Raw genomic sequence first — 18,734 nt, 5'->3', positions numbered from 1 at the left:
GCCGCGTCGGCGGCTTCAGGCCGACCGCCGGGACGTCAGCGCGCACGCCACCGCGGTGGCCGCGGCGCAGACCAGCGCCGCCGCGGCCAGCGGCAGCAGCGGCGGATGCGCTGTCGCCGACCGCGACCCGCTGACCAGGCCCTCGACCGCGGCCTGCGCCGGAGAGCCGGTCGCCACCAGCGCGAGCAGCGCCGCGAGCAGCAGCGAGGGCACCGCCCGGCCGGGCGTGCGCAGGACGGGCCAGGCGGTGAGCGCGCCCACGGCCGTGCCGAGCAGCGCGCAGGTCAGGGCCGCGAGCAGCCCCGCCGCGGCGGCCTCGGGCAGGGGGATCCGCTGCTGGTGGTCGGCGCTCACCGGGTCGCTGATCAGCGCCAGGACCGCCGTCGCCGCCGTCCCGAGCACGGCGGCGGCCGTCAGCGCCGCCAGCACGGCGGCCAGGTGCGCCCGCGCGGGTCCGGCCGCCGCCGCGACGACGGTACGGGCCGCCGGGGGCTCGTCGGTCACGCAGATCCGCACCAGCCAGGCGGCGACGGGCAGCAGGGCCGCGGCCGCGTAGCCGAGCGAGTCCAGCACGGGCTGGCCGCTCTGCACGCCGACGCCCAGGAACACGGCGTACAGCAGGAACGGCGGCAGCCAGCGCTGGGAGCGCACGAGCAGGGCGGCCCGGTACCGCAGGAGGGCCTTCACGAGGTGCCTTCACGGTCGGGTGCGGTCGCCGCCGCCGGGCCGACGCCGATCACGTGCCACGGCGGGCGGGCGGTGAGCAGGGCGCGGAGCAGCACGTCGGAGCGGGAGGCGGGGACGGTGAGGCGGTGGACCCCGGGGGCCGTCTCCTCGGCGGTGACGGCCAGGCGCAGCGCCTGAACCGGCAGCGGCCCGGCGGGCGGCCCCTCCACCTCGACGGCCACCTGCGGCCCCGGGACGGCGGGGGGCGGTTCCGTACGGGGGTGCAGGCCGCCGTCGCGGACCGTGTACTCGGCGTCGGTGGTCCCGGCGAGCCGGCGCGGGTCGTGGTCGACGAAGACGACGGCCGCTCCGGACGCCGTCCTCTCGGCGACCGCCCGCTCCAGTTCGGCCCGCGCGCCGGCGTCCAGTCCGGTCCACGCCTCGTCCAGGACGAGCAGTTCCGGCTCGGCGAGGAGCGCCTGCGCCACGGCGACCTTCTGGCTGGTCCCCTTGGACAGCCGGGCCATCGGCACGCGCGCGTGGGCGGTGACGCCCAAGCGGTCCAGCCACTCCTCGGCGGCCCGCCCCGCGGCGGGGCGGGTGAGGCCGTGCACGGTCCCGAGGTGGGTGAGGTAGCCGACGGCGGTGAAGGGCAGGGCGGCGGGGAAGCGTTCGGGGACGTACGCGGTGCGGGGGCGGCCGGTGAGCCGTCCCTCCGTCGGGGCGTCGACGCGCGCCAGGACGCGGAGCAGGGTGGACTTGCCGGTGCCGTTGGCCCCCTGGACGCGGGTGAGGGCGCCGGGCGTCAGCTCCAGGCTCGCGTCGCGGAACACCCAGGGCCCCCGCACGCCGTAGCGGCGGCCCACCCTGTCCAGACGTAACACGTAGGTCATCGCCACATCCTCCCGTACGCGCCCCCCGCGGACGAGGAGGGCGGCCCCTCGCCAGGAGGACTGTCCGGGGCCCCTTAGGGTTGGCCGGTGTGAGCTCTGATCGTGCGTCCGCCGGTGACAGTCCCTTCCGGTCCGAGGTGAGCGCGCGCGACGCCGCGCCGCAGTTCGTGCTGCCCCTCGTCCTCCACCTGGAGAAGGCGGCTCCTCCCGCCCGTACCGACGCGCTGGAGACGGCCGCCCGGGCGGTGCTCGTGCTGCTCAGCGACGAGCGGGCCGCCGGGGACGGGGAGTGGGCGCAGGCCGTGCGGGACTGGCAGGACGCCCGGATCCGGAAGGTCGTGCGGCGGGCCCGGGGCGCCGAGTGGCGGCGTGCCGAGGCGCTGCCCGGGATCACCGTCACCGGGAAGGCGGCCGAGGTGCGGGTGTTCCCGCCGGTGCCCCTGGACGGGTGGCCGAAGGAGCTCGCGAAGCTCCAGGTGTCCGGCACCGAGCTGGACGACCCCGAGGCCCCGGCGAAGCCGGATCCGGACGCGCCGGTGTTGTGGATGAGCCCGGAGGTGGAGATGTCCGCGGGCAAGGCGATGGCGCAGGCCGGGCACGGGGCGCAGCTCGCCTGGTGGGAGCTGACGGACGACGAGCGGTCGGCGTGGCGGGAGGCGGGGTTCGCGCTCTCGGTGCGGACCGCGGAGCCCGCACGGTGGCGTGAACTGACCGCGAGCGGGCTGCCGTTGGTGCGGGACGCCGGTTTCACCGAGATCGCTCCCGGCAGCTGCACGGTCGTCGCGGACCACCCGGCCCTGCGGGCGCGGTCGACGCGGTGAGCGCACCCCGTCCGGCTCCCCTGCCTTGACGTGCACGCGGTCGATTCCTCTCCGCTCCTTTGAACCCGCTGTGCCCGGCGCGCGTACCAGACGGTGACGGGGACCGCGGGCGCTGCCCGCACGCCCCGGGCCGAACCTCAAATGTTGCTCTGAAGGACGGCGGCGGGCGGTTCGGGGAGCGGTGCCCGGGTCATATCCCCGTCACCGCGGTGGGGGCCGGACGGAGGAGGGGACCATGACGCGACTCGGGACGGGAATCGGCTGGCGGCCGGAGATCGCGGACGCGGTCGAGCGGATGCCGGGCATCGACTGGGTCGAGGCGGTGGCGGAGAACGTCTGCCCCGGCCACCTCCCCGACTCCCTGCTGCGGCTGCGCGAGCGTGGCGTCACCGTCGTACCGCACGGCGTCTCGCTCGGGCTCGGCGGCGCGGACCGGCCCGACGAGGGGCGGCTCACGGCGCTGGCCGAGCGGGCCGAGGCGCTGGGCTCGCCGCTGGTCACCGAGCACATCGCGTTCGTCCGCGCGGGCGGTCCGCTGACGGCCTCCCCGCGACTGGAGGCCGGGCACCTGCTGCCCGTGCCCCGCACCCGCGACGCCCTCGACGTGCTGTGCGAGAACGTGCGCATCGCTCAGGAGGCGCTGCCCGTGCCGCTCGCCGTGGAGAACATCGCCGCGCTCATCTCCTGGCCGGGCGAGGAGATGACCGAGGGCCAGTTCCTCTACGACCTCGCCGACCGCACCGGAGTGCGGCTGCTGATCGACGTCGCCAACCTGCACACCAACCACGTCAACCGTGGTGAGGATCCGGCCGAGGCGCTCGCCGAACTGCCCCTGGAGGCCATCGCGTACGTCCATGTCGCGGGCGGCTTCGAGCGGGACGGCGTCTGGCACGACAGCCACGCCCACCCGGTGCCGCGCCCCGTCCTCGACATCCTGACCGACCTCGCCTCCCGCGTCTCCCCGCCCGGGGTGCTGCTGGAGCGCGACGAGAACTTCCCCGAGCCGGCAGAACTTGAAGGGGAGTTGAGCGCGATCCGGGAGGCGGTGGAGCGGGGCGCCCGCACCCGCCCGCAGGCGGAGAGCCGCCCGGAGCGGCAGGCCCAGGACCACACCGCTCCGGCGCCTCCCGGCGGCGAAGCGGCCCGGCAGCGTCTCGCCCTGGCCCAGGCCGCGCTGCTGTCCTCGCTGGTCGCCGGGACTCCCGTCCCGGAAGGGTTCGACCGGGTGCGGCTCGGGGTGCAGTCGCGGGCGCTGGCGGCCAAGCGGGCGGACGTGGTGGCGAAGGTCGCCCCGGAGCTGCCGTCGATCCTCGGCACGGAGTACCGGTCCGCCTTCGTCGGCTACGCCCAGCGCCACCCGATGCGCGGCGGTTACCGCCAGGACGCCCTGGACTTCGCGGAGTCGCTGCTGCTGGGCGAGAAGCTGACGGAGGGCCGCGCACGGCGTGAGCTGCGCCGGTGGTGGCTGGACCGGTCGGGGCCCGCGCCGCGGCCGCTGTCGCGGCTGGCCCGGGTGGGGCAGGTCGGCCGATCGCTGATCGGACGCTGAGGCGGCGCTGGGACTGGCCCCTGGCCCGGGGCCCGGCCCGGCGCCTGGTCCGGCGGCCGGCCCGACGCCTGGCCCGATGCCTGGCCCGGGGCAGTAATATGCCTTTCCCGCACGTACCCGAAGCGCACTGGCGTGCGGTGCGTGTGCAGGAGGCTCCATGCGACCGCGACCCCCGATCAGGGGCAGAGGCATGTTCACCGGCACCGGGCTCATCATCACGGGCCTGGTGGCGACGCTGGCGGCGTTGATCCTCCCGCTCTGGTCCTACGAGGGCCGGTCCTCGCCGGGGACGAGCGTCGACACGCTGAACGCCGACACCGTGCCGACGCTGTACGGGCCGCTGACCGCTCTCGACCGGGACTTCCTCGTCAAGGTCCGGCTGGCCGGGCTCTGGGAGCTGCCGGCGGGGCGGCAGGCACAGCAGAAGGGCGTCGGCGAGGCCGTACGGACGGCGGGCCGGCATCTCGTCGAGGGGCACACCCTCCTCGACGAGCGGGTGCGCACCGTCGCGGCGCAGTTGAACATCGCGCTGCCCGACCAGCCGAACGACCAGCAGAAGGCCTGGCTGTCCCAGCTGGACTCGGCTCAAGGCACGGACTACGACCGTGAGTTCGCCAACATCCTGCGGCTGGCGCACGGCCGGGTCTTCCCGCTCGTCGCCCAGGTGCGGGCGAGCACCCAGAACGCGCTGGTGCGCGGCCTCGCCGACGACGCCAACACCACCGTCCTGGACCACATCACGGTCCTGGAGGCGACCGGTTACGTCGACTTCGCCGCTCTGGCCCGCGAGCTGGCGGCCACCGGCGCATCGCCGACCACCGCCGCCACGACGCCCGCCGCACCCGCCTCGCCCGCCGACCTCGGTGCTGCGACGCCCGCCGACCCCACCATCCCCGCCGATCCCGCCGCCCCCGCCGTCTCCGCCCCGGCCGCCCGGTCCGTGCCGGTGGATCCCGGCACCGGGCCCGGGCAGGTCGTCCCGGTCACGCCGTGACGCCGTGACGCCGACACAAACGGAACATCACGTACCAGCAACGCTCTGGGTCCGAACAGTGAACGAGGCATGGTGCTCCCGTGTGCGTCCGGCATAGAAACACGGCATGTTCTGGCTTCTTCTCCTCCTCCTGGCCTGGGCCGGCGCCGGTGTGACGTGCACCCGGCTGTGCCTGGCCGCCGTCCGGGCGGCGGCCGTCGGCACGGACGCGGGACGAGCATATGAACTGACCCTGTACGAGGCGGCGTTCCTGTCCGGGGGACCCACCCGGGTCGCCGACCTCACGCTGGTGGCCATGGCCCGGCAGCGGCGGCTCCTGCTCGCCCACACCGGCTGGGCGACCGTCGTCGACCCGTACGGGCGCGACGAGATGGAGCGGTCGGTCATCGGAGCCATCGGACCGGCCGGGCAGTCCCGCACAGCCCCGGTGCGCGCCGCCGCGGCCGCCGCCGACGCCGTGCGCGGACTGGCGGACCGGCTGGTCGCCGCGGGCCTGGCCGTGCCCGACGGCGCCCGGACGACGGTCGCCACCGGAGTGCGGCAGGTGCGGGCGGCCGCCGTGGCCGTCGTCGCGCTGGGCGCCGTCGCGCTGCTGCTGCCGGTCGCCCAGGACGTGCCGCGCGCCCATGTGGCCCTGTGGTTCGCGCTGCCCCTGGCGCTCACCCTGAGCTGCCTTGCGATCGCCCGGTTCGAGGCGCACCCGTACACCCGCTGGGCCTCCCCGGCCGGTATGCGCCTCCTGAGCGCACTGACCGTGCCCTCGGCCGGCGCGGGCGACGACGGCGCCTACCTGGCCTCGATCGCCGTCCACGGCGTCCACGCCGTCCGCGAGCCCGGGCTGCGCGCCGCGCTGGCGCACCGTCACCACTGAGCGGGGCGCTCGGATCCCTCGGGGGCGCGCCGACATTGAAGGGGCGCACCGGGGGCATCGGATGCGACACCCGGGTGCGGTGCTTGCCTTCGCCCACGGCCGAACCAACCATCCCTTCTGTCGCCGCCGTGCACCGAAGGGACACCGATGAGAGCCGCCGTCCTCTACCCGGCCGCCGGAGCCCTGCTCCTGTCGACCCTGACCGCCGCGCCGGCCGGCGGCGCCCCGCGCACCGCGGGCGTCTCCGGCGTCGCGCTCGCCGCCGCCCGGGCCGCCGCCACGGGCATCGCCTTCGGGAAGTGCTCCGCCGCGCAGGACCTGCCGGGCGACCTGCAGTGCGGCAAGGTCTCCGTCCCGCTGGACTACGCCCGGCCGGACGGCAGGCAGATCGAGCTGACGGTCAGCCGGGTGCGGGCCACCCACCGCGACCCGCACAACAGCAAGCGCCGGGTGCCCCGGCAGGGCGCGCTCGTCTTCAACCCGGGCGGGCCCGGCGCCTCCGGGCTGTTCTTCCCGCTGGTCGGGCTGATGCCCGAGTGGAAGCGCATCGGGGGCGCCTACGACCTCGTCGGCTACGACCCGCGCGGCGTCGGCCGCTCCGCGCCGCTGTCCTGCCAGAAGCCCGAGGACTTCTTCAAGGGCCCCTCGCCCGCCCCGGCCCACCCCTCGGAGGCGTACAAGCGGGAACGCGTCGCGCGGGCCAAGAAGCTGGCGCGCGGCTGCGCCGAGCGGACGGGCAGCGCCCTGCGGCACTACAACTCGCTCAACAACGCCCGCGACCTGGACGTGCTGCGCGCCGCGCTCGGCGAGGAGCGGCTGACGTTCATGGGGGCGTCGTACGGCACCTACTTCGGCGCGCTGTACGCGACGATGTTCCCCTCACACGTGCGGCGGATGGTGTTCGACGCGGCCGTGAACCCCGACCCGGCGAAGGTCTGGTACCGCAACAACCTCGACCAGTCGGTGGCGTTCGAGAGCCGCTGGACCGACCTGCGCGAGTGGATCGCCGCCAACGACGAGGTGTACGGGCTGGGCGGGACCGCCGAGGCGGTGCGGGGGAGCTACGAGCGGGCGCTGGCCCGGCTGGCCGAGAAGCCGGCCGGCGGCGCCGTCGGCCCCGGCCAGTTGCAGGGCGCGTTTCTCCAGGCCGGCTACTACGACGACCTCTGGCCGTCGCGGGCCGAGGCGCTGTCGGCGTATCTGAAGGGCGATCCGGAGCCGCTGGTCGCGCTGGCCTCGCCGGTCCGGGAGGCCGCCGCCGAGGCGGAGAACGCGAGCGCCGTCTACACGGCCGTGGAGTGCAACGACGCGCCCTGGCCGACCGACTTCCGGGTGTGGGACCGCGACAACACGCGGCTCGCGCGGGTGGCGCCGTTCGAGACCTGGGACAACGTGTGGGCGAACCTGCCGTGCGCGTACTGGACCGCGCCCCGGCAGCGGCCGCTGGACGTGCGGACGGGGCCGGGCGAGCTGCCGCCGACGCTGATCCTGGCCGCCGAGCGGGACGCCGCCGCGCCGTACGACGGGGCGCTGGAGATGCACCGGCGACTGTCGGACTCGGTGCTGGTGACCGAGCGGGACGCCGGCACGCACGGCATCGCGGGCGGGCCCAACCGGTGCGTCAACGGCCACCTCGACGCGTACCTGCTGGAGGGCCGGCTGCCCTCACGGCGGGCCGCCTGCGCGGGACACGCGGCGCCTTCGGCCACGGCCCCGGAGGCGGAAGCGGCGGCGAAGTGAGACCGTGAGCGGCCTCCGGCCCGCCCGCGCGCGTGGAGCCGCACGGTGATGCGGCTCCACGCGCGTGCGGGGCGTTCTAGGCGAGGCCCGCGATCAGGTCGGCGACCGACTTGCGGCGGCCCGTGTAGAACGGGACCTCCTCGCGGACGTGCATACGGGCCTCGGAGGCGCGCAGGTGGCGCATGAGGTCGACGATGCGGTACAGCTCGTCGGCCTCGAAGGCCAGGATCCACTCGTAGTCGCCCAGCGAGAACGAGGCGACCGTGTTGGCGCGCACGTCCGGGTAGCCGCGGGCCATCTTGCCGTGATCGGCGAGCATGCGGCGGCGGTCCTCGTCGGGCAGCAGGTACCAGTCGTAGGAGCGCACGAAGGGGTAGACGCTGACGTAGTCGCGGGGCGTCTCGTCGGCGAGGAACGCCGGGATGTGCGAGCGGTTGAACTCGGCGGGGCGGTGCAGCGCCATGTTGGACCACACCGGCTCCAGCGCGCGGCCGAGCCTCGTGCGGCGGAAGAGGTTGTACGCCTCCTGGAGCTGGTCGGCGGTCTCGGCGTGCCACCAGATCATGACGTCGGCGTCGGCGCGCAGCCCGGAGACGTCGTACGTGCCGCGGATCGTGACGTCCTTGGCGGCGAGCTGGTCGAACAGCTCCTGGACCTCGTCGGCGTAGCAGGTGCGGTCCTCGGGCAGCACGTCCTTCAGCCGGAAGACGGACCACAGGGTGTAGCGGATGACCTCGTTGAGGTCCTTGGCCAGCTTGCCCTTGTTGGGGATCCTGCCGGGCTCGGTGGTGGAGGCGTCGTCACTCATGGTCCTCATTCTCCCGCTCCGCCGTGCAGGCTCTGCACCGGGTGGGCGGTGAGCTCCTGCACAGCGCGCAGGTCGCCGTGGATCTGGTCGACCGCCGCGTGGGCGCTGGCGACGCAGGCGGGGATGCCGACGCCGTCGTACTGCGCGCCGCACACGGCGAGGCCGGGCAGCTTGGCGACGTGGTCGCGGACGCGGGCCACGCGCGCGTGGTGGCCGACCGGGTACTGGGGCAGGCCGTCCGTCCAGCGGGTGACGCGGGTCTCCACGGGGGCGGCGGCGAGACCGGTGGCCGCCTCCAGGTCGCCGCGGGAGACGGCCACCAGGTCGGCGTCGGAGCGGTCCAGGATCGCCGTCTCGCCGTGGCGCCCCACGGAGGTGCGCACCACGACGACGTCCGGGTCCTGGTCGGCGATCCAGCCCCACTTCTGCGAGGCGAACGTGGACGCCTTGATGGTGCGTCCGTCGACGGGCGGCACGAGGAAGCCGCTGCCGTCGGGCAGCGCGGCGGCCTCGGAGCGGCGGTAGGCGAGGGTGATCAGGGCCATGGAGGCGTACTCGACGGCGCGCAGTTCGGCGGCGGCCCCGGGCGACTCGGCGGCGAGCAGCGCGGCGGCGGCGGGCGCGGGGACGGCGACGATCACTGCGTCGGCGTGCAGCACCCGGTCGCCGGCGACGACCCGCCAGCGCGCCGGGCCCGCGTCGCCGTCCGCGCCGTCGGCCGGTGCGGACGTCCTGCGCAGCCCGGTGACCGGCGTGCCGGTGACGATCTCGCCGCCCCGCGCGCGGACCGACTCGGCGACCGCGAGCGGCAGGGAGCCGACCCCGCCCTCGATGCCCATGAACACGGGTCCGGTCTGCTGAGCGGCGGCGGCCTTGGCCTGGATCTCGCGGACGGCCTCGGTGAGCGAGGTGTGCGTGCGCGCCGCCTCGAAGAGCTGGGGGACGGCCGACCGCATCGAGAGGCGGTAGGCGTCACCGGCGTAGACGCCGCCCAGCAGCGGCTCCACGAGGCGGTCGACGACCTCACGGCCGAGGCGGGCCGCCACGTACTCCCCCACCGCCACGTCCTCGCCGACCTCCGTGCGGGGCAGGTCGGCGTCGCGCTCGACGCGCGCGAGGCCCTCGTCGGAGAGGACGCCGGCGAGGGCGGAGGCGGTGCCGGGGACGCCCATGACGTGGCCCTTGGGCATGGGGCGGAGCGCACCGCGGGTCCACAGGGACGCGGTGGCGGTGGCCGGCGGCCGGAGCCGGTCGGCGAGGCCGGCCTCGCGCGCGAGGGCGACCGCCTCGGGACGGCGCGCCAGCATCGACTCCGCGCCGAGGTCGACGCGGACGCCCGCGATCTCGCCGGGCAGCAGCTTGCCGCCGACCCGGTCCGACGCCTCCAGCACGGTCACGCGCGCGCCGCGATCCAGCAGCCGGTGGGCCGCGGCCAGGCCCGCGACACCGGCTCCCACGACGACGACATGCCCGCTGCTGGTGCCCGTTGCGCTCATGTCCCCACTCTCTCAGACCCCACTGACACTCCCGCCGCGCCCCGGTGTCCTCCCCGCGTCCCGACCGTGACCTGTTCGGGACCGTCGGCCGCCAACGTTCCGGTCCGCCCCGGCGTCGAAGGACCGTCAGCCGTTCCACGACTCTCGGGGGTACGCCCGCATGCGCACACGACGATCCGTACGAACCGTACGACCGGCCCGGGCCCTGGCCGGACTCCTGCTCGCCGCCGTCGCGCTCGCCGGCTGCGGCGCCGGGGGCGACTCGGGCGACGCGCCTTCCCAGATGAAGGACGCGGCCGCCGCGCCGGGCGAGGCCGACGGCGCGAAAGCGGACGCCAAGGAGGGCGCGGGCCCGGCGGCGAGCGGCGCGCGGCCCGGCGCCGCGCCGAAGCTCCCGGTGGACCACGTCATCCGCACCGCCACCCTGACCGTGCAGGTCAAGGACGTCTCCAAGGCCCTCGACACCGCCCGCACGGCCACCGAGAACGCCGGCGGCTACATCGGCGACGAGACCACCACCCGCGATGTGGACAGCGCCGAGCAGACGCGGGTCGTACTGCGCGTGCCCGTCGAGAAATACGACGACGTCCTCACCGCCCTTCAGGGCACGGGCACGCTCCTGGAGCGCACGGCGAAGGCCCAGGACGTCGGCGACCAGGTCGTCGACGTGGACAGCCGCGTCGCCTCGCAGCGGGCCAGCGTCGCCCGGGTCCGGGCGCTGATGGAGCGGGCCACCAAGCTGACCGACGTGGTCGCCCTGGAGGGCGAGCTGAGCCGCCGCGAGGCCGACCTGGAGGCCCTGCTCGCCCGGCAGGCGTCCCTGAAGGACCGCACGAGCCTGGCCACCGTGACGCTGACGCTGACGGAGACGCCGGTGAAGAAGGCCGCCGAGGACGAAGACCCCGGTTTCCTGGACGCACTGGCCGGCGGCTGGCACGCACTGCTGACGACCCTGCGCTGGATCGCCGTCGCAATCGGCGCGGCCCTCCCGTTCGCCCTCCCGGCCTTGGCGATCCTGCTCGTGTGGCGGCGCCTCAGGCAACCCCGCCACGAAACCCGTCCGGACAAGCCCACCGAGGACTGACCCGCCCGCCTCCCCGGCCCGGGAGGCACCCAGGCGGAGGCCAGGGTGCGGCGGCGGTCGCCGTCCGGGCGGCGTGGGACGTGGACGGGCGAGCCCGCCGGCGATTGACCCGCCCGGCCCCACAGCGGAGCCGCAGGGTGCTGCGGCGGCTCTGCCCGGGGCCGCCGGGGCTGGCCCGACCGGACTCACGAGCTGAGCCGCCCCGTCAGCGGCCAGAGTGTTGCATCGGCCGCCACCCGGGGCAGCGCAGGACGCGGACGGGTGACCCACCGGCGACTGCCCCACCGACGCCCCCGGCCGGGGCCCCCGGCGGAGACCAGGGTGCGGCGGCGGCCGCCGCCCGGGCAGCGGGGGACGCGGGCGGGTGACCCACCGGCGACCGGCCCGCTGACACCCCCGGCCGGGGCCACCCTGGCCGAGACCAGGGTGCGGCGGCGGTCGCCGTCCGGGCGGCGTGGGGCGCGGGCGGGGGGACCGGTTCGAGAATGGCCCGGCCGGGCCCCGCGGTCCGGGCCGGCCCCGGCGGGGAGTGGCCCGGGCGGGAGTGAAGTTGCGGGCGGTCGTAGCGTGTTCGCATGAGTTCGAGTGAGAGCGTGCGGGGTGGGGGCAGTGGGCGGGAGCGTCTCGTCGTGGTCGGTGGGGACGCCGCGGGGATGTCCGCGGCGTCCCGGGCCCGGCGGCTGAAGGGGCCCGGGGAGCTGGAGATCGTGGCCTTCGAGCGCGGGCACTTCACGTCCTACTCGGCGTGCGGCATCCCGTACTGGGTGGGCGGTGACGTGCCCGACCGGGACGACCTGGTCGCCCGCACGCCCGAGGAGCACCGCGCCCGCGGGATCGACCTGCGGCTGCGCACGGAGGTCACCGAGATCGACGTGCCCGGACAGCGGGTACGCGCGCGTGACGTCGACTCCGGCGCCGAGTCCTGGACGTCGTACGACAAGCTCGTCATCGCGACCGGGGCCCGGCCGGTCCGGCCGGACATGCCGGGCGCGGACGCCGACGGGGTGCACGGCGTGCAGACCCTGGACGACGGCCAGGAACTGATCGACACGCTCACGCGTGCGCGTGGCCGGCGCGCGGTGGTGGTCGGCGCGGGCTACATCGGCGTGGAGATGGCCGAGGCGCTCATCAACCGCGGGTATGAGGTGACGGTCGTCAACCGGGGCAGCGAGCCGATGTCCACGCTGGACGCGGACATGGGCCGGCTGGTGCACGAGGCCATGGAGGGCCTCGGCATCACCATGGTGAACGACGCCAAGGTCACCAAGCTGCTCACCGGCGAGGACGGCCGGGTGCGGGCCGTCGTCACGGACGACGCCGAGTACCCGGCGGACGTGGTGGTCCTCGGTCTCGGCGTCCGTCCGGAGACGAGCCTGGCGGAGGCCGCCGGCCTGCCCCTGGGCGCCCACCGCGGTCTGCTCACCGACCTGGCGATGCGGGTGCGCGGCCACGAGAACATCTGGGCCGGCGGCGACTGCGTGGAGGTCCTGGACCTGGTGTCGGGCCGGGAGCGCCACATCGCCCTGGGCACGCACGCCAACAAGCACGGCCAGGTCATCGGCACCAACGTCGGCGGCGGTTACGCCACCTTCCCCGGCGTCGTCGGCACCGCCGTCAGCAAGGTGTGCGACCTGGAGATCGCCCGCACGGGCCTGCGGGAGAAGGACGCGCGCCGGGCCGGACTCCGGTTCGAGACGGTCACCGTGGAGTCCACCAGCCGCGCCGGCTACTACCCCGGCGCCTCCCCCATGACGGTCAAGATGCTCGCCGAGCGGCGGACCGGCCGCCTGCTCGGCGTGCAGATCGTCGGCAGGGAGGGCGCGGCCAAGCGCGTCGACATCGCCGCGGTGGCCCTGACGGCCGGTATGACGGTGGAGCAGATGACCGCCCTGGACCTGGGCTACGCCCCGCCGTTCAGCCCGGTGTGGGACCCGGTGCTGGTGGCGGCCCGCAAGGCGGCGGCGAAGGTACGGGGCGACTAGGCCGTCCCGGACAGCCTCGGCAGCGTGGAGACCGGTGAGCCGGACGTGGGCGGCTGCTCCGCCGGCTTGGCGTGCGCGGCGGTCGCGGGCCGGGAGCGCAGCCGGTGGCTCACCGCCTCGTCCAGCGTGACCGGCCGCTGCGACTGGGAGGCGAGCCGTGCCGCCTCCTGGCCGAGCCTGGCCACGTCCTCCCAGGGGAGTCTGATCACGAGCGCGATCTCCGCCTCGCCGTCGGGCAGAGCGTGCATCGGGGGAGTAACCCGGTCGTTCATCGCCTGATCCTCACGTCGTCCCCGCGGCCCGCATCCCCGTGCCGCGGACGGTTGACGCTTGATACGCGGTCACGGGAGGGCGCGTTCACCGATTCACCGAACGGATCGGGGGCAGTACTTCCTTGTGGTCATCCCCGTCCATGACGTGAACCCTGTGCGCCGTACTCCGGTGGTGACGTACGCGCTGATCGGCGTGAACGTCTTCGTGTTCTTCTTCATGCCCGGCCTGTCGGGCTCCGTGGCCGGCGACAGCACCCTGGTGCAGACGTGCAACCTGCACGCGTTCCTGGAGCAGTACGCGGCCGTGCCGACCGAGTTGATCCACCATCAGCTGCCGCAGCTCGTGCCCACGGGCGACGCGCGCGACGGCGGCTGCGTGCTGGGCCCGCCCGGCTACGACAAGTCCCCGGCGCTGAGCGTCCTCACCGCGATGTTCCTGCACGGCGGCTGGCTGCATCTGCTGGGCAACATGCTGTTCCTGCTGATCTTCGGCAACAACATCGAGGACCGCATGGGCCACCTGCGCTTCGCGCTGTTCTACGTCGCCTGCGGTTACGCGGCGTCGTACGGCTTCGCGCTGCTGAACGCCGACTCCACCGATCCGCTGATCGGCGCGTCGGGGGCGATCGCGGGGGTGCTGGGCGCCTATCTGGTGCTGTATCCGAAGGCCAGGGTGTGGGTCCTGGTGCCGTTCCTGATCTTCCTGCCGCTGCGGCTGCCGGCCTGGCTGGTGCTCGGCTCCTGGTTCGTGCTGCAGGCGGTGTACTCCTCCGGCGAGGGCGTCTCCGAGGCGGGCACCGTGGCGTACGCGGCGCACATCGTCGGTTTCCTCGCCGGCATGCTGCTCGCCTGGCCCCTCAAGCCGGGCACGCCCCCGCCGCCGGAGCCGGGCGGCCTGCTCTTCGGCAGGCGGGCCCGGCCCCGGCAGACGTGGTGAGCGACTCGCCCGCCGGTCAGCCGGCGGTCTGGGTGTGGACGTAGTCCACGAGGCGGGTGAGGGCGTCCGGGTCGGTGGACGGCATGACGCCGTGGCCGAGGTTGAAGATGTGGCCCTCCAGACCGGCGGCGGCGTCGAGGACCTCGCGGGTCTTGGTCTCGACGGCCTCGCGGGTGGCGAAGAGGACGGTCGGGTCCAGGTTGCCCTGGAGCGCCTTGCCGGGGCCGACGCGCCGGGCGGCCTCGTCCAGCGGGACACGCCAGTCGACGCCGACGACGTCCGCGCCGGCCTCGCCCATGAGCGTCAGCAGCTCGCCGGTGCCGACGCCGAAGTGGATGCGCGGGACGCCGTACCCGGCGACGGCGTCGAAGACCTTCGCGGAGGCCGGCAGCACCGAGCGGCGGTAGTCGGACGGGGCGAGGGCGCCGGCCCATGAGTCGAACAGCTGGACGGCGGAGGCGCCCGCCTCGATCTGCACCTTCAGGAACGCGGCCGTGATGCCGGCGAGGCGGTCGAGCAGGTCGGCCCAGAGCTCCGGGTCGCCGTACATCATCGCCTTGGCGTTCTCGTAGGTGCGCGAGGGGCCGCCCTCGACGAGGTAGCTCGCGAGGGTGAAGGGTGCGCCGGCGAAGCCGATGAGGGGGGTGGCGCCGAGCTCCCGGGTGAGCAGGCCGATCGCCTCGGTGACGTAGGAGACGTCCTCGGGGGTGAGTTCGCGCAGCCGGGCGAGGTCGGCGCGGGTGCGGACCGGCTGTTCGACGACCGGGCCGACGCCGGGCTTGATGTCGAGGTCGATGCCGATGGCCTTGAGCGGGACGACGATGTCGCTGAAGAAGATCGCCGCGTCCACGTTGTGCCGGCGGACCGGCTGGAGGGTGATCTCGGTGACCAGTTCGGGCCGCATGCAGGACTCGAGCATCGGGATGCCCTCGCGGACCTTGCGGTACTCCGGCAGGGAGCGCCCGGCCTGCCGCATGAACCACACGGGCGTGTGCGGCACGGGTTCACGCCTGCACGCCTTCAGGAAGGGGCTGTCGTACGTCGCTGTCGGCTGCCGGCCCGCGGGGCCCTCGTTCACGCTCACGACGGCAAGTCTCGCACGGCGCCGGAACCGGTGCGGCCGCCCTCTTGCGGGCCCCCTCCCCCGCGCTCCCCGGGGCCCGCCGCCCGCGCGCGTGTTCGCCCAGCGCGCATCCGCCCGCGGCCCGCGCGCGGGTGTCTTGCCCTGCGCGAAGGCCCCGTTCCCTTTAATCTTCCCCGCATGGCTGCGGCTCAGGGACGACTGTCGGACGGCACGGACGGAATGGACGACGGGAACGAGGAGGACCGGAATGGGACCAGTTCGGCTCCGCCGCCCTTCCGGGCCGCCGTCGACGCGCTGAGGGCCGCCCGGCTGCGACCACAGATCGAGGTCGAGCCGACGCCCGCCCCGCAGCGGCTCGCGCCGCACGCGTACGCGTTGGAGGCGACCGTCGTGGACGGCGACCTGGACCTGGCCGACGGCCGGCTGGTGCTGCTGCACGACCCCGCCGGGCACGAAGCGTGGCGCGGCACGTTCCGGCTGGTGACGCTGATCCGGGCCGAGCTGGAGCAGGAGATGGCCGTCGATCCGCTGCTGCCGGAGGTGTGCTGGTCCTGGCTGACGGGCGCGCTCCAGGCCCGGGGGCTGACCTACGGCGAGCCGAGCGGGACCGTGACGCGCGCGAGTTCGCACTACTTCGGCGGGCTGTCGGAGCGTCCGGCGGCCTCGCAGATCGAGATCCGGGCCTCATGGACGCCCCGGGAGGGGCTGGGCGGGGTGCCGGACACGGGGGCGCATCTGGCGTCCTGGTGCGATCTGCTGGCCCAGGTGGCGGGGCTGCCGCCGGCCGGGCCCGGGGACGCCTCGGTGGTGACGCTCCCCCAACGACGGGATCCCCAGGCCCGCTGACCCCCGGCGGGACCCCGGGGGGCGCCCCCCGACGAGACCTCAGGCGCGCTGCCCTCGTGGCAGCGCGCTTTGTCGTTCCGTACCCCAGTCCGGGGAACCCCTGTGCTGCCGGAAACCTCGCGCCGCCCTCATTGACCATCTCTTTGTCGATACGACCACTTTCGATCTCGTACGACACCCACTCAAACCGACTCGATCTTCGGATGATCGATCGCGTGTCCGAATTGCACAGATTGTTACTCACTAGATCGTGATCATCCCCTAAAGGACACCGGGCCCGGTGCCGAAGACGACTGTGACCTTGAAAGCACGGTTCGCCCCGGCTCCACTCCCCACGAGCCGGCCCGTCCCGCAACCCAGGAGGCCTGGTGTCCGTTCTCCTCGAGCAGCCCGCAAGCCTGGTCGCCTACCGCCCGAACAAGCCCACCGCCATGGTGGTCGTGGCCGACCCGCGCGTCCGCTCCACCGTCACCCGCCATCTGTGGGCGCTCGGTGTGCGCGATGTCATCGAGGCCTCGTCCGTCGCGGAGGCTCGTCCCCGCATCGGCAACCCCCGCGACATCTGCGTCGCCGACGTCCACCTTCCCGACGGCTCCGGCCTGACCCTGCTGTCGGAGACCCGTGCCGCCGGCTGGCCCAACGGGCTCGCCCTGTCCGCCGCCGACGACATCGGAGCCGTGCGCAACGCCCTCGCGGGCGGCGTCAAGGGCTACGTCGTCACCGGCACCCGTACCAACGTCGGGCTCCCCACCCGGCCCGGCGCCGCCCCCATCGGTGCGGCCGCCGCCCGCCTCCACCGCCGCCCCCCGGGCGCCCCGAGCCACCCGGGCGGCTACCGCGAGCTGTCAGGCCGCGAGGTGGAGGTGCTCAGACTGGTCGCCGAAGGCCAGTCCAACAAGGCCATCGGCGTCTCCATGGGCCTGTCCGCGCTGACCGTCAAGAGCCACCTCGCCCGCATCGCCCGCAAGCTCGGCACGGGCGACCGCGCCGGCATGGTCGCGGTCGCCCTGCGGACCGGCATCATCCACTGACCCCCACCCCCACCCTGACCTCACCCGTGACCTCGCACCGACCGCTCCGCCTTGCGACCATTGCCCTGAACCGACCGACCGCCGTCCCGACCCTTACGGGACCGCCCGATCGATCACCGATCTGACCGGTTTACGACCCCGCGAAGCCCGCCGACGGAACGTTCCGTCGGCGGGCGACGCCCCCACACGGATACCCTTGACAGGTGACCGACGCCCAAGAAACCGCAGCAGCCAGCTCACTGCGAACCACCGGAGGCGCCCCTCCGGACGACGGCGGATCGACTGCTTCCGGGGCGCCGACACCTCTCCTCGAACCGCGCGAGGGCATCCCCGAGGTGATCGCCGACGAGGCCTCGCTCGCCGAGGTGATCGCCGCGTTCGCCGCCGGCTCCGGCCCCGTCGCCGTCGACGCCGAGCGCGCCTCCGGCTACCGCTACGGACAGCGCGCCTATCTGGTGCAGCTGCGCCGCCAGGGCGCCGGCACCGCGCTGATCGACCCCGTCGCCTGCCCCGACCTCTCCGCGCTGGGTGAGGCGCTCTCCGGCGTCGAGTGGGTGCTGCACGCCGCCACCCAGGACCTGCCCTGCCTGCGCGAGATAGGCATGGTGCCGACGCGGCTGTTCGACACCGAGCTGGCCGGACGGCTGGCCGGGTTCCCGCGGGTCGGCCTCGGCGCGATGGTCGAGGGTGTCCTCGGCTTCGTACTGGAGAAGGGGCATTCCGCCGTCGACTGGTCGACCCGCCCGCTGCCCGAGCCGTGGCTGCGCTACGCCGCTCTGGACGTCGAGCTGCTCGTCGACCTGCGTGACGCGCTGGAGAAGGAGCTCGACCGGCAGGGCAAGCTGGAGTGGGCCCGCCAGGAGTTCGACGCGATCGCCTCCGCGCCCCCGCCCGAGCCCCGCAAGGACCCCTGGCGCCGTACGTCCGGCATGCACAAGGTGCGCCGCCGCCGGCAGCTCGGCGTGGTGCGGGAGCTGTGGCAGACCCGGGACCGGATCGCGCAGCGGCGGGACGTCTCGCCGGGCAAGGTCCTGTCGGACGCGGCCATCGTGGAGGCGGCGCTCGCCCTTCCCACCACCGTGCAGGCGCTCGCGGCGCTGAACGGCTTCGGGCACCGGATGGGGCGGCGCCAGCTGGAGCAGTGGCAGGCCGCCGTCGACCGGGTGAGGTCGCTGACGGAGGCGCAGCTGCCGCTGCCGGGGCAGTCGGTCGCCGGGCCGCCCCCGCCCCGGGCGTGGGCCGACAAGGACCCGGCGGCCGCCGCGCGGCTGTCCGCCGCGCGGGCCGCGGTGTCGGCGCTCGCCGAGGAGCTGAACATGCCCCAGGAGAACCTGATCGCGCCGGACAGCGTGCGCCGGGTCTGCTGGGAGCCGCCCGCACAGGCCGACGAGAGCGCGGTCGCGGCCGCCCTCGCGGGACTCGGCGCGCGTCCATGGCAGGTGGAGCAGGTGACACCGGCCCTGACCGCCGCCCTTTCCGCCAAGCCGGCCTAGGCACCGCGGGCGAACGGACGGCGGTCGGCAGCGGCACAGGGGCGGCGAGATCACGCCAAGATCTGCGACGGACGCACCCGTCGGTGTGACCTTCGCCGCTCGCCACGCGAGGACTGGGCAGCTACGTTACTCAGAAGTAGCATGGTCTGAGCAAGCGCTCAGCGTCC

At 74.8% G+C, this 18,734-nt stretch carries 17 protein-coding genes; 11 read left to right on the top strand and 6 right to left on the bottom strand.

The genetic code is table 11. The annotated features are described in order from the left end of the window. Nucleotides 1-15: 15 nt before the first annotated feature. Complete coding sequence (locus ACFYXA_RS01065; RefSeq protein ID WP_389027230.1) at nucleotides 16-687, bottom strand: ABC transporter; 672 nt, start codon at nucleotides 685-687, stop codon at nucleotides 16-18. Next, complete coding sequence (locus ACFYXA_RS01060) at nucleotides 684-1,559, bottom strand: ATP-binding cassette domain-containing protein (RefSeq protein ID WP_389027229.1); 876 nt, start codon at nucleotides 1,557-1,559, stop codon at nucleotides 684-686. Before ACFYXA_RS01060 ends, ACFYXA_RS01065 begins: the two co-directional genes overlap by 4 nt. A gap of 89 nt (nucleotides 1,560-1,648) precedes the next feature. Between ACFYXA_RS01060 and ACFYXA_RS01055 the strand changes: the two genes are divergently transcribed. The 5 genes from ACFYXA_RS01055 to ACFYXA_RS01035 all read left to right on the top strand — a co-directional run bounded on the left by ACFYXA_RS01055 (nucleotide 1,649) and on the right by ACFYXA_RS01035 (nucleotide 7,534). Next, nucleotides 1,649-2,380, top strand: coding sequence for an aminoacyl-tRNA hydrolase (locus ACFYXA_RS01055; RefSeq protein WP_389027227.1), 732 nt, complete (start codon nucleotides 1,649-1,651; stop codon nucleotides 2,378-2,380). A 235-nt stretch (nucleotides 2,381-2,615) separates the two neighbouring features. After that, on the top strand, nucleotides 2,616-3,929 hold the full coding sequence (locus ACFYXA_RS01050; protein ID WP_389027225.1) for a DUF692 domain-containing protein: 1,314 nt from the start codon (nucleotides 2,616-2,618) through the stop codon (nucleotides 3,927-3,929). Nucleotides 3,930-4,086: 157 nt separating this feature from the next. Next, the gene (locus tag ACFYXA_RS01045) at nucleotides 4,087-4,923 is read left to right on the top strand and encodes a DUF4142 domain-containing protein (RefSeq protein ID WP_389027223.1); all 837 of its coding nucleotides are present in this window, start codon (nucleotides 4,087-4,089) and stop codon (nucleotides 4,921-4,923) included. Nucleotides 4,924-5,029: 106 nt separating this feature from the next. Next, nucleotides 5,030-5,794 (top strand): TIGR04222 domain-containing membrane protein, encoded by a 765-nt coding sequence (locus ACFYXA_RS01040; RefSeq protein WP_389027221.1) that lies wholly within the window; start codon nucleotides 5,030-5,032, stop codon nucleotides 5,792-5,794. Between the two features lie 147 nt (nucleotides 5,795-5,941). Next, nucleotides 5,942-7,534: an alpha/beta hydrolase gene (locus ACFYXA_RS01035; RefSeq protein WP_389027219.1), complete on the top strand. Its 1,593-nt coding sequence runs from the start codon at nucleotides 5,942-5,944 to the stop codon at nucleotides 7,532-7,534. 76 nt (nucleotides 7,535-7,610) lie between these two features. Here ACFYXA_RS01035 and hemQ read toward each other — a convergent pair whose 3' ends face one another. Both hemQ and hemG read right to left on the bottom strand, forming a co-directional pair. After that, a complete protein-coding gene (gene hemQ, locus ACFYXA_RS01030; RefSeq protein ID WP_389027216.1) occupies nucleotides 7,611-8,342 on the bottom strand; it encodes a hydrogen peroxide-dependent heme synthase in 732 nt (243 codons plus the stop codon). A gap of 5 nt (nucleotides 8,343-8,347) precedes the next feature. Then, entirely contained in the window at nucleotides 8,348-9,838 is a 1,491-nt protein-coding gene (hemG, locus tag ACFYXA_RS01025) for a protoporphyrinogen oxidase (protein WP_389027214.1), read from the bottom strand. 160 nt (nucleotides 9,839-9,998) lie between these two features. Here hemG and ACFYXA_RS01020 point away from each other — a divergent pair, with 160 nt between their 5' ends. Together ACFYXA_RS01020 and ACFYXA_RS01015 are read left to right on the top strand one after the other, a co-directional pair. Beyond that, on the top strand, nucleotides 9,999-10,922 hold the full coding sequence (locus tag ACFYXA_RS01020) for a DUF4349 domain-containing protein (RefSeq protein ID WP_389027212.1): 924 nt from the start codon (nucleotides 9,999-10,001) through the stop codon (nucleotides 10,920-10,922). 575 nt (nucleotides 10,923-11,497) lie between these two features. Further along, nucleotides 11,498-12,904 (top strand): FAD-dependent oxidoreductase, encoded by a 1,407-nt coding sequence (locus ACFYXA_RS01015; protein ID WP_389027210.1) that lies wholly within the window; start codon nucleotides 11,498-11,500, stop codon nucleotides 12,902-12,904. Here the strand turns inward: ACFYXA_RS01015 and ACFYXA_RS01010 are convergent. After that, nucleotides 12,901-13,176: a hypothetical protein gene (locus ACFYXA_RS01010; RefSeq protein ID WP_352245937.1), complete on the bottom strand. Its 276-nt coding sequence runs from the start codon at nucleotides 13,174-13,176 to the stop codon at nucleotides 12,901-12,903. The genes ACFYXA_RS01015 and ACFYXA_RS01010 overlap by 4 nt on opposite strands. A 124-nt stretch (nucleotides 13,177-13,300) precedes the next feature. On the opposite strand from ACFYXA_RS01010, the gene ACFYXA_RS01005 reads away from it, so the two are divergent. After that, nucleotides 13,301-14,113: a rhomboid family intramembrane serine protease gene (locus ACFYXA_RS01005; RefSeq protein ID WP_389027208.1), complete on the top strand. Its 813-nt coding sequence runs from the start codon at nucleotides 13,301-13,303 to the stop codon at nucleotides 14,111-14,113. A gap of 16 nt (nucleotides 14,114-14,129) precedes the next feature. Here ACFYXA_RS01005 and hemE read toward each other — a convergent pair whose 3' ends face one another. Beyond that, complete coding sequence (gene hemE, locus ACFYXA_RS01000) at nucleotides 14,130-15,197, bottom strand: uroporphyrinogen decarboxylase (RefSeq protein ID WP_389027206.1); 1,068 nt, start codon at nucleotides 15,195-15,197, stop codon at nucleotides 14,130-14,132. A 177-nt stretch (nucleotides 15,198-15,374) separates the two neighbouring features. On the opposite strand from hemE, the gene ACFYXA_RS00995 reads away from it, so the two are divergent. The 3 genes from ACFYXA_RS00995 to ACFYXA_RS00985 all read left to right on the top strand — a co-directional run bounded on the left by ACFYXA_RS00995 (nucleotide 15,375) and on the right by ACFYXA_RS00985 (nucleotide 18,567). Further along, complete coding sequence (locus ACFYXA_RS00995) at nucleotides 15,375-16,043, top strand: DUF3000 domain-containing protein (RefSeq protein ID WP_130438077.1); 669 nt, start codon at nucleotides 15,375-15,377, stop codon at nucleotides 16,041-16,043. A 368-nt stretch (nucleotides 16,044-16,411) separates the two neighbouring features. Next, on the top strand, nucleotides 16,412-17,074 hold the full coding sequence (locus tag ACFYXA_RS00990) for a response regulator transcription factor (protein WP_003972894.1): 663 nt from the start codon (nucleotides 16,412-16,414) through the stop codon (nucleotides 17,072-17,074). Between the two features lie 203 nt (nucleotides 17,075-17,277). Further along, on the top strand, nucleotides 17,278-18,567 hold the full coding sequence (locus tag ACFYXA_RS00985; protein ID WP_351092163.1) for a ribonuclease D: 1,290 nt from the start codon (nucleotides 17,278-17,280) through the stop codon (nucleotides 18,565-18,567). Nucleotides 18,568-18,734 lie beyond the last annotated feature (167 nt).

Origin of the sequence: Streptomyces sp. NPDC002566 (assembly GCF_042889585.1) — a bacterium.
GTDB lineage: Bacteria > Actinomycetota > Actinomycetes > Streptomycetales > Streptomycetaceae > Streptomyces.
This window is presented reverse-complemented; position numbering and strand designations above follow the sequence as displayed.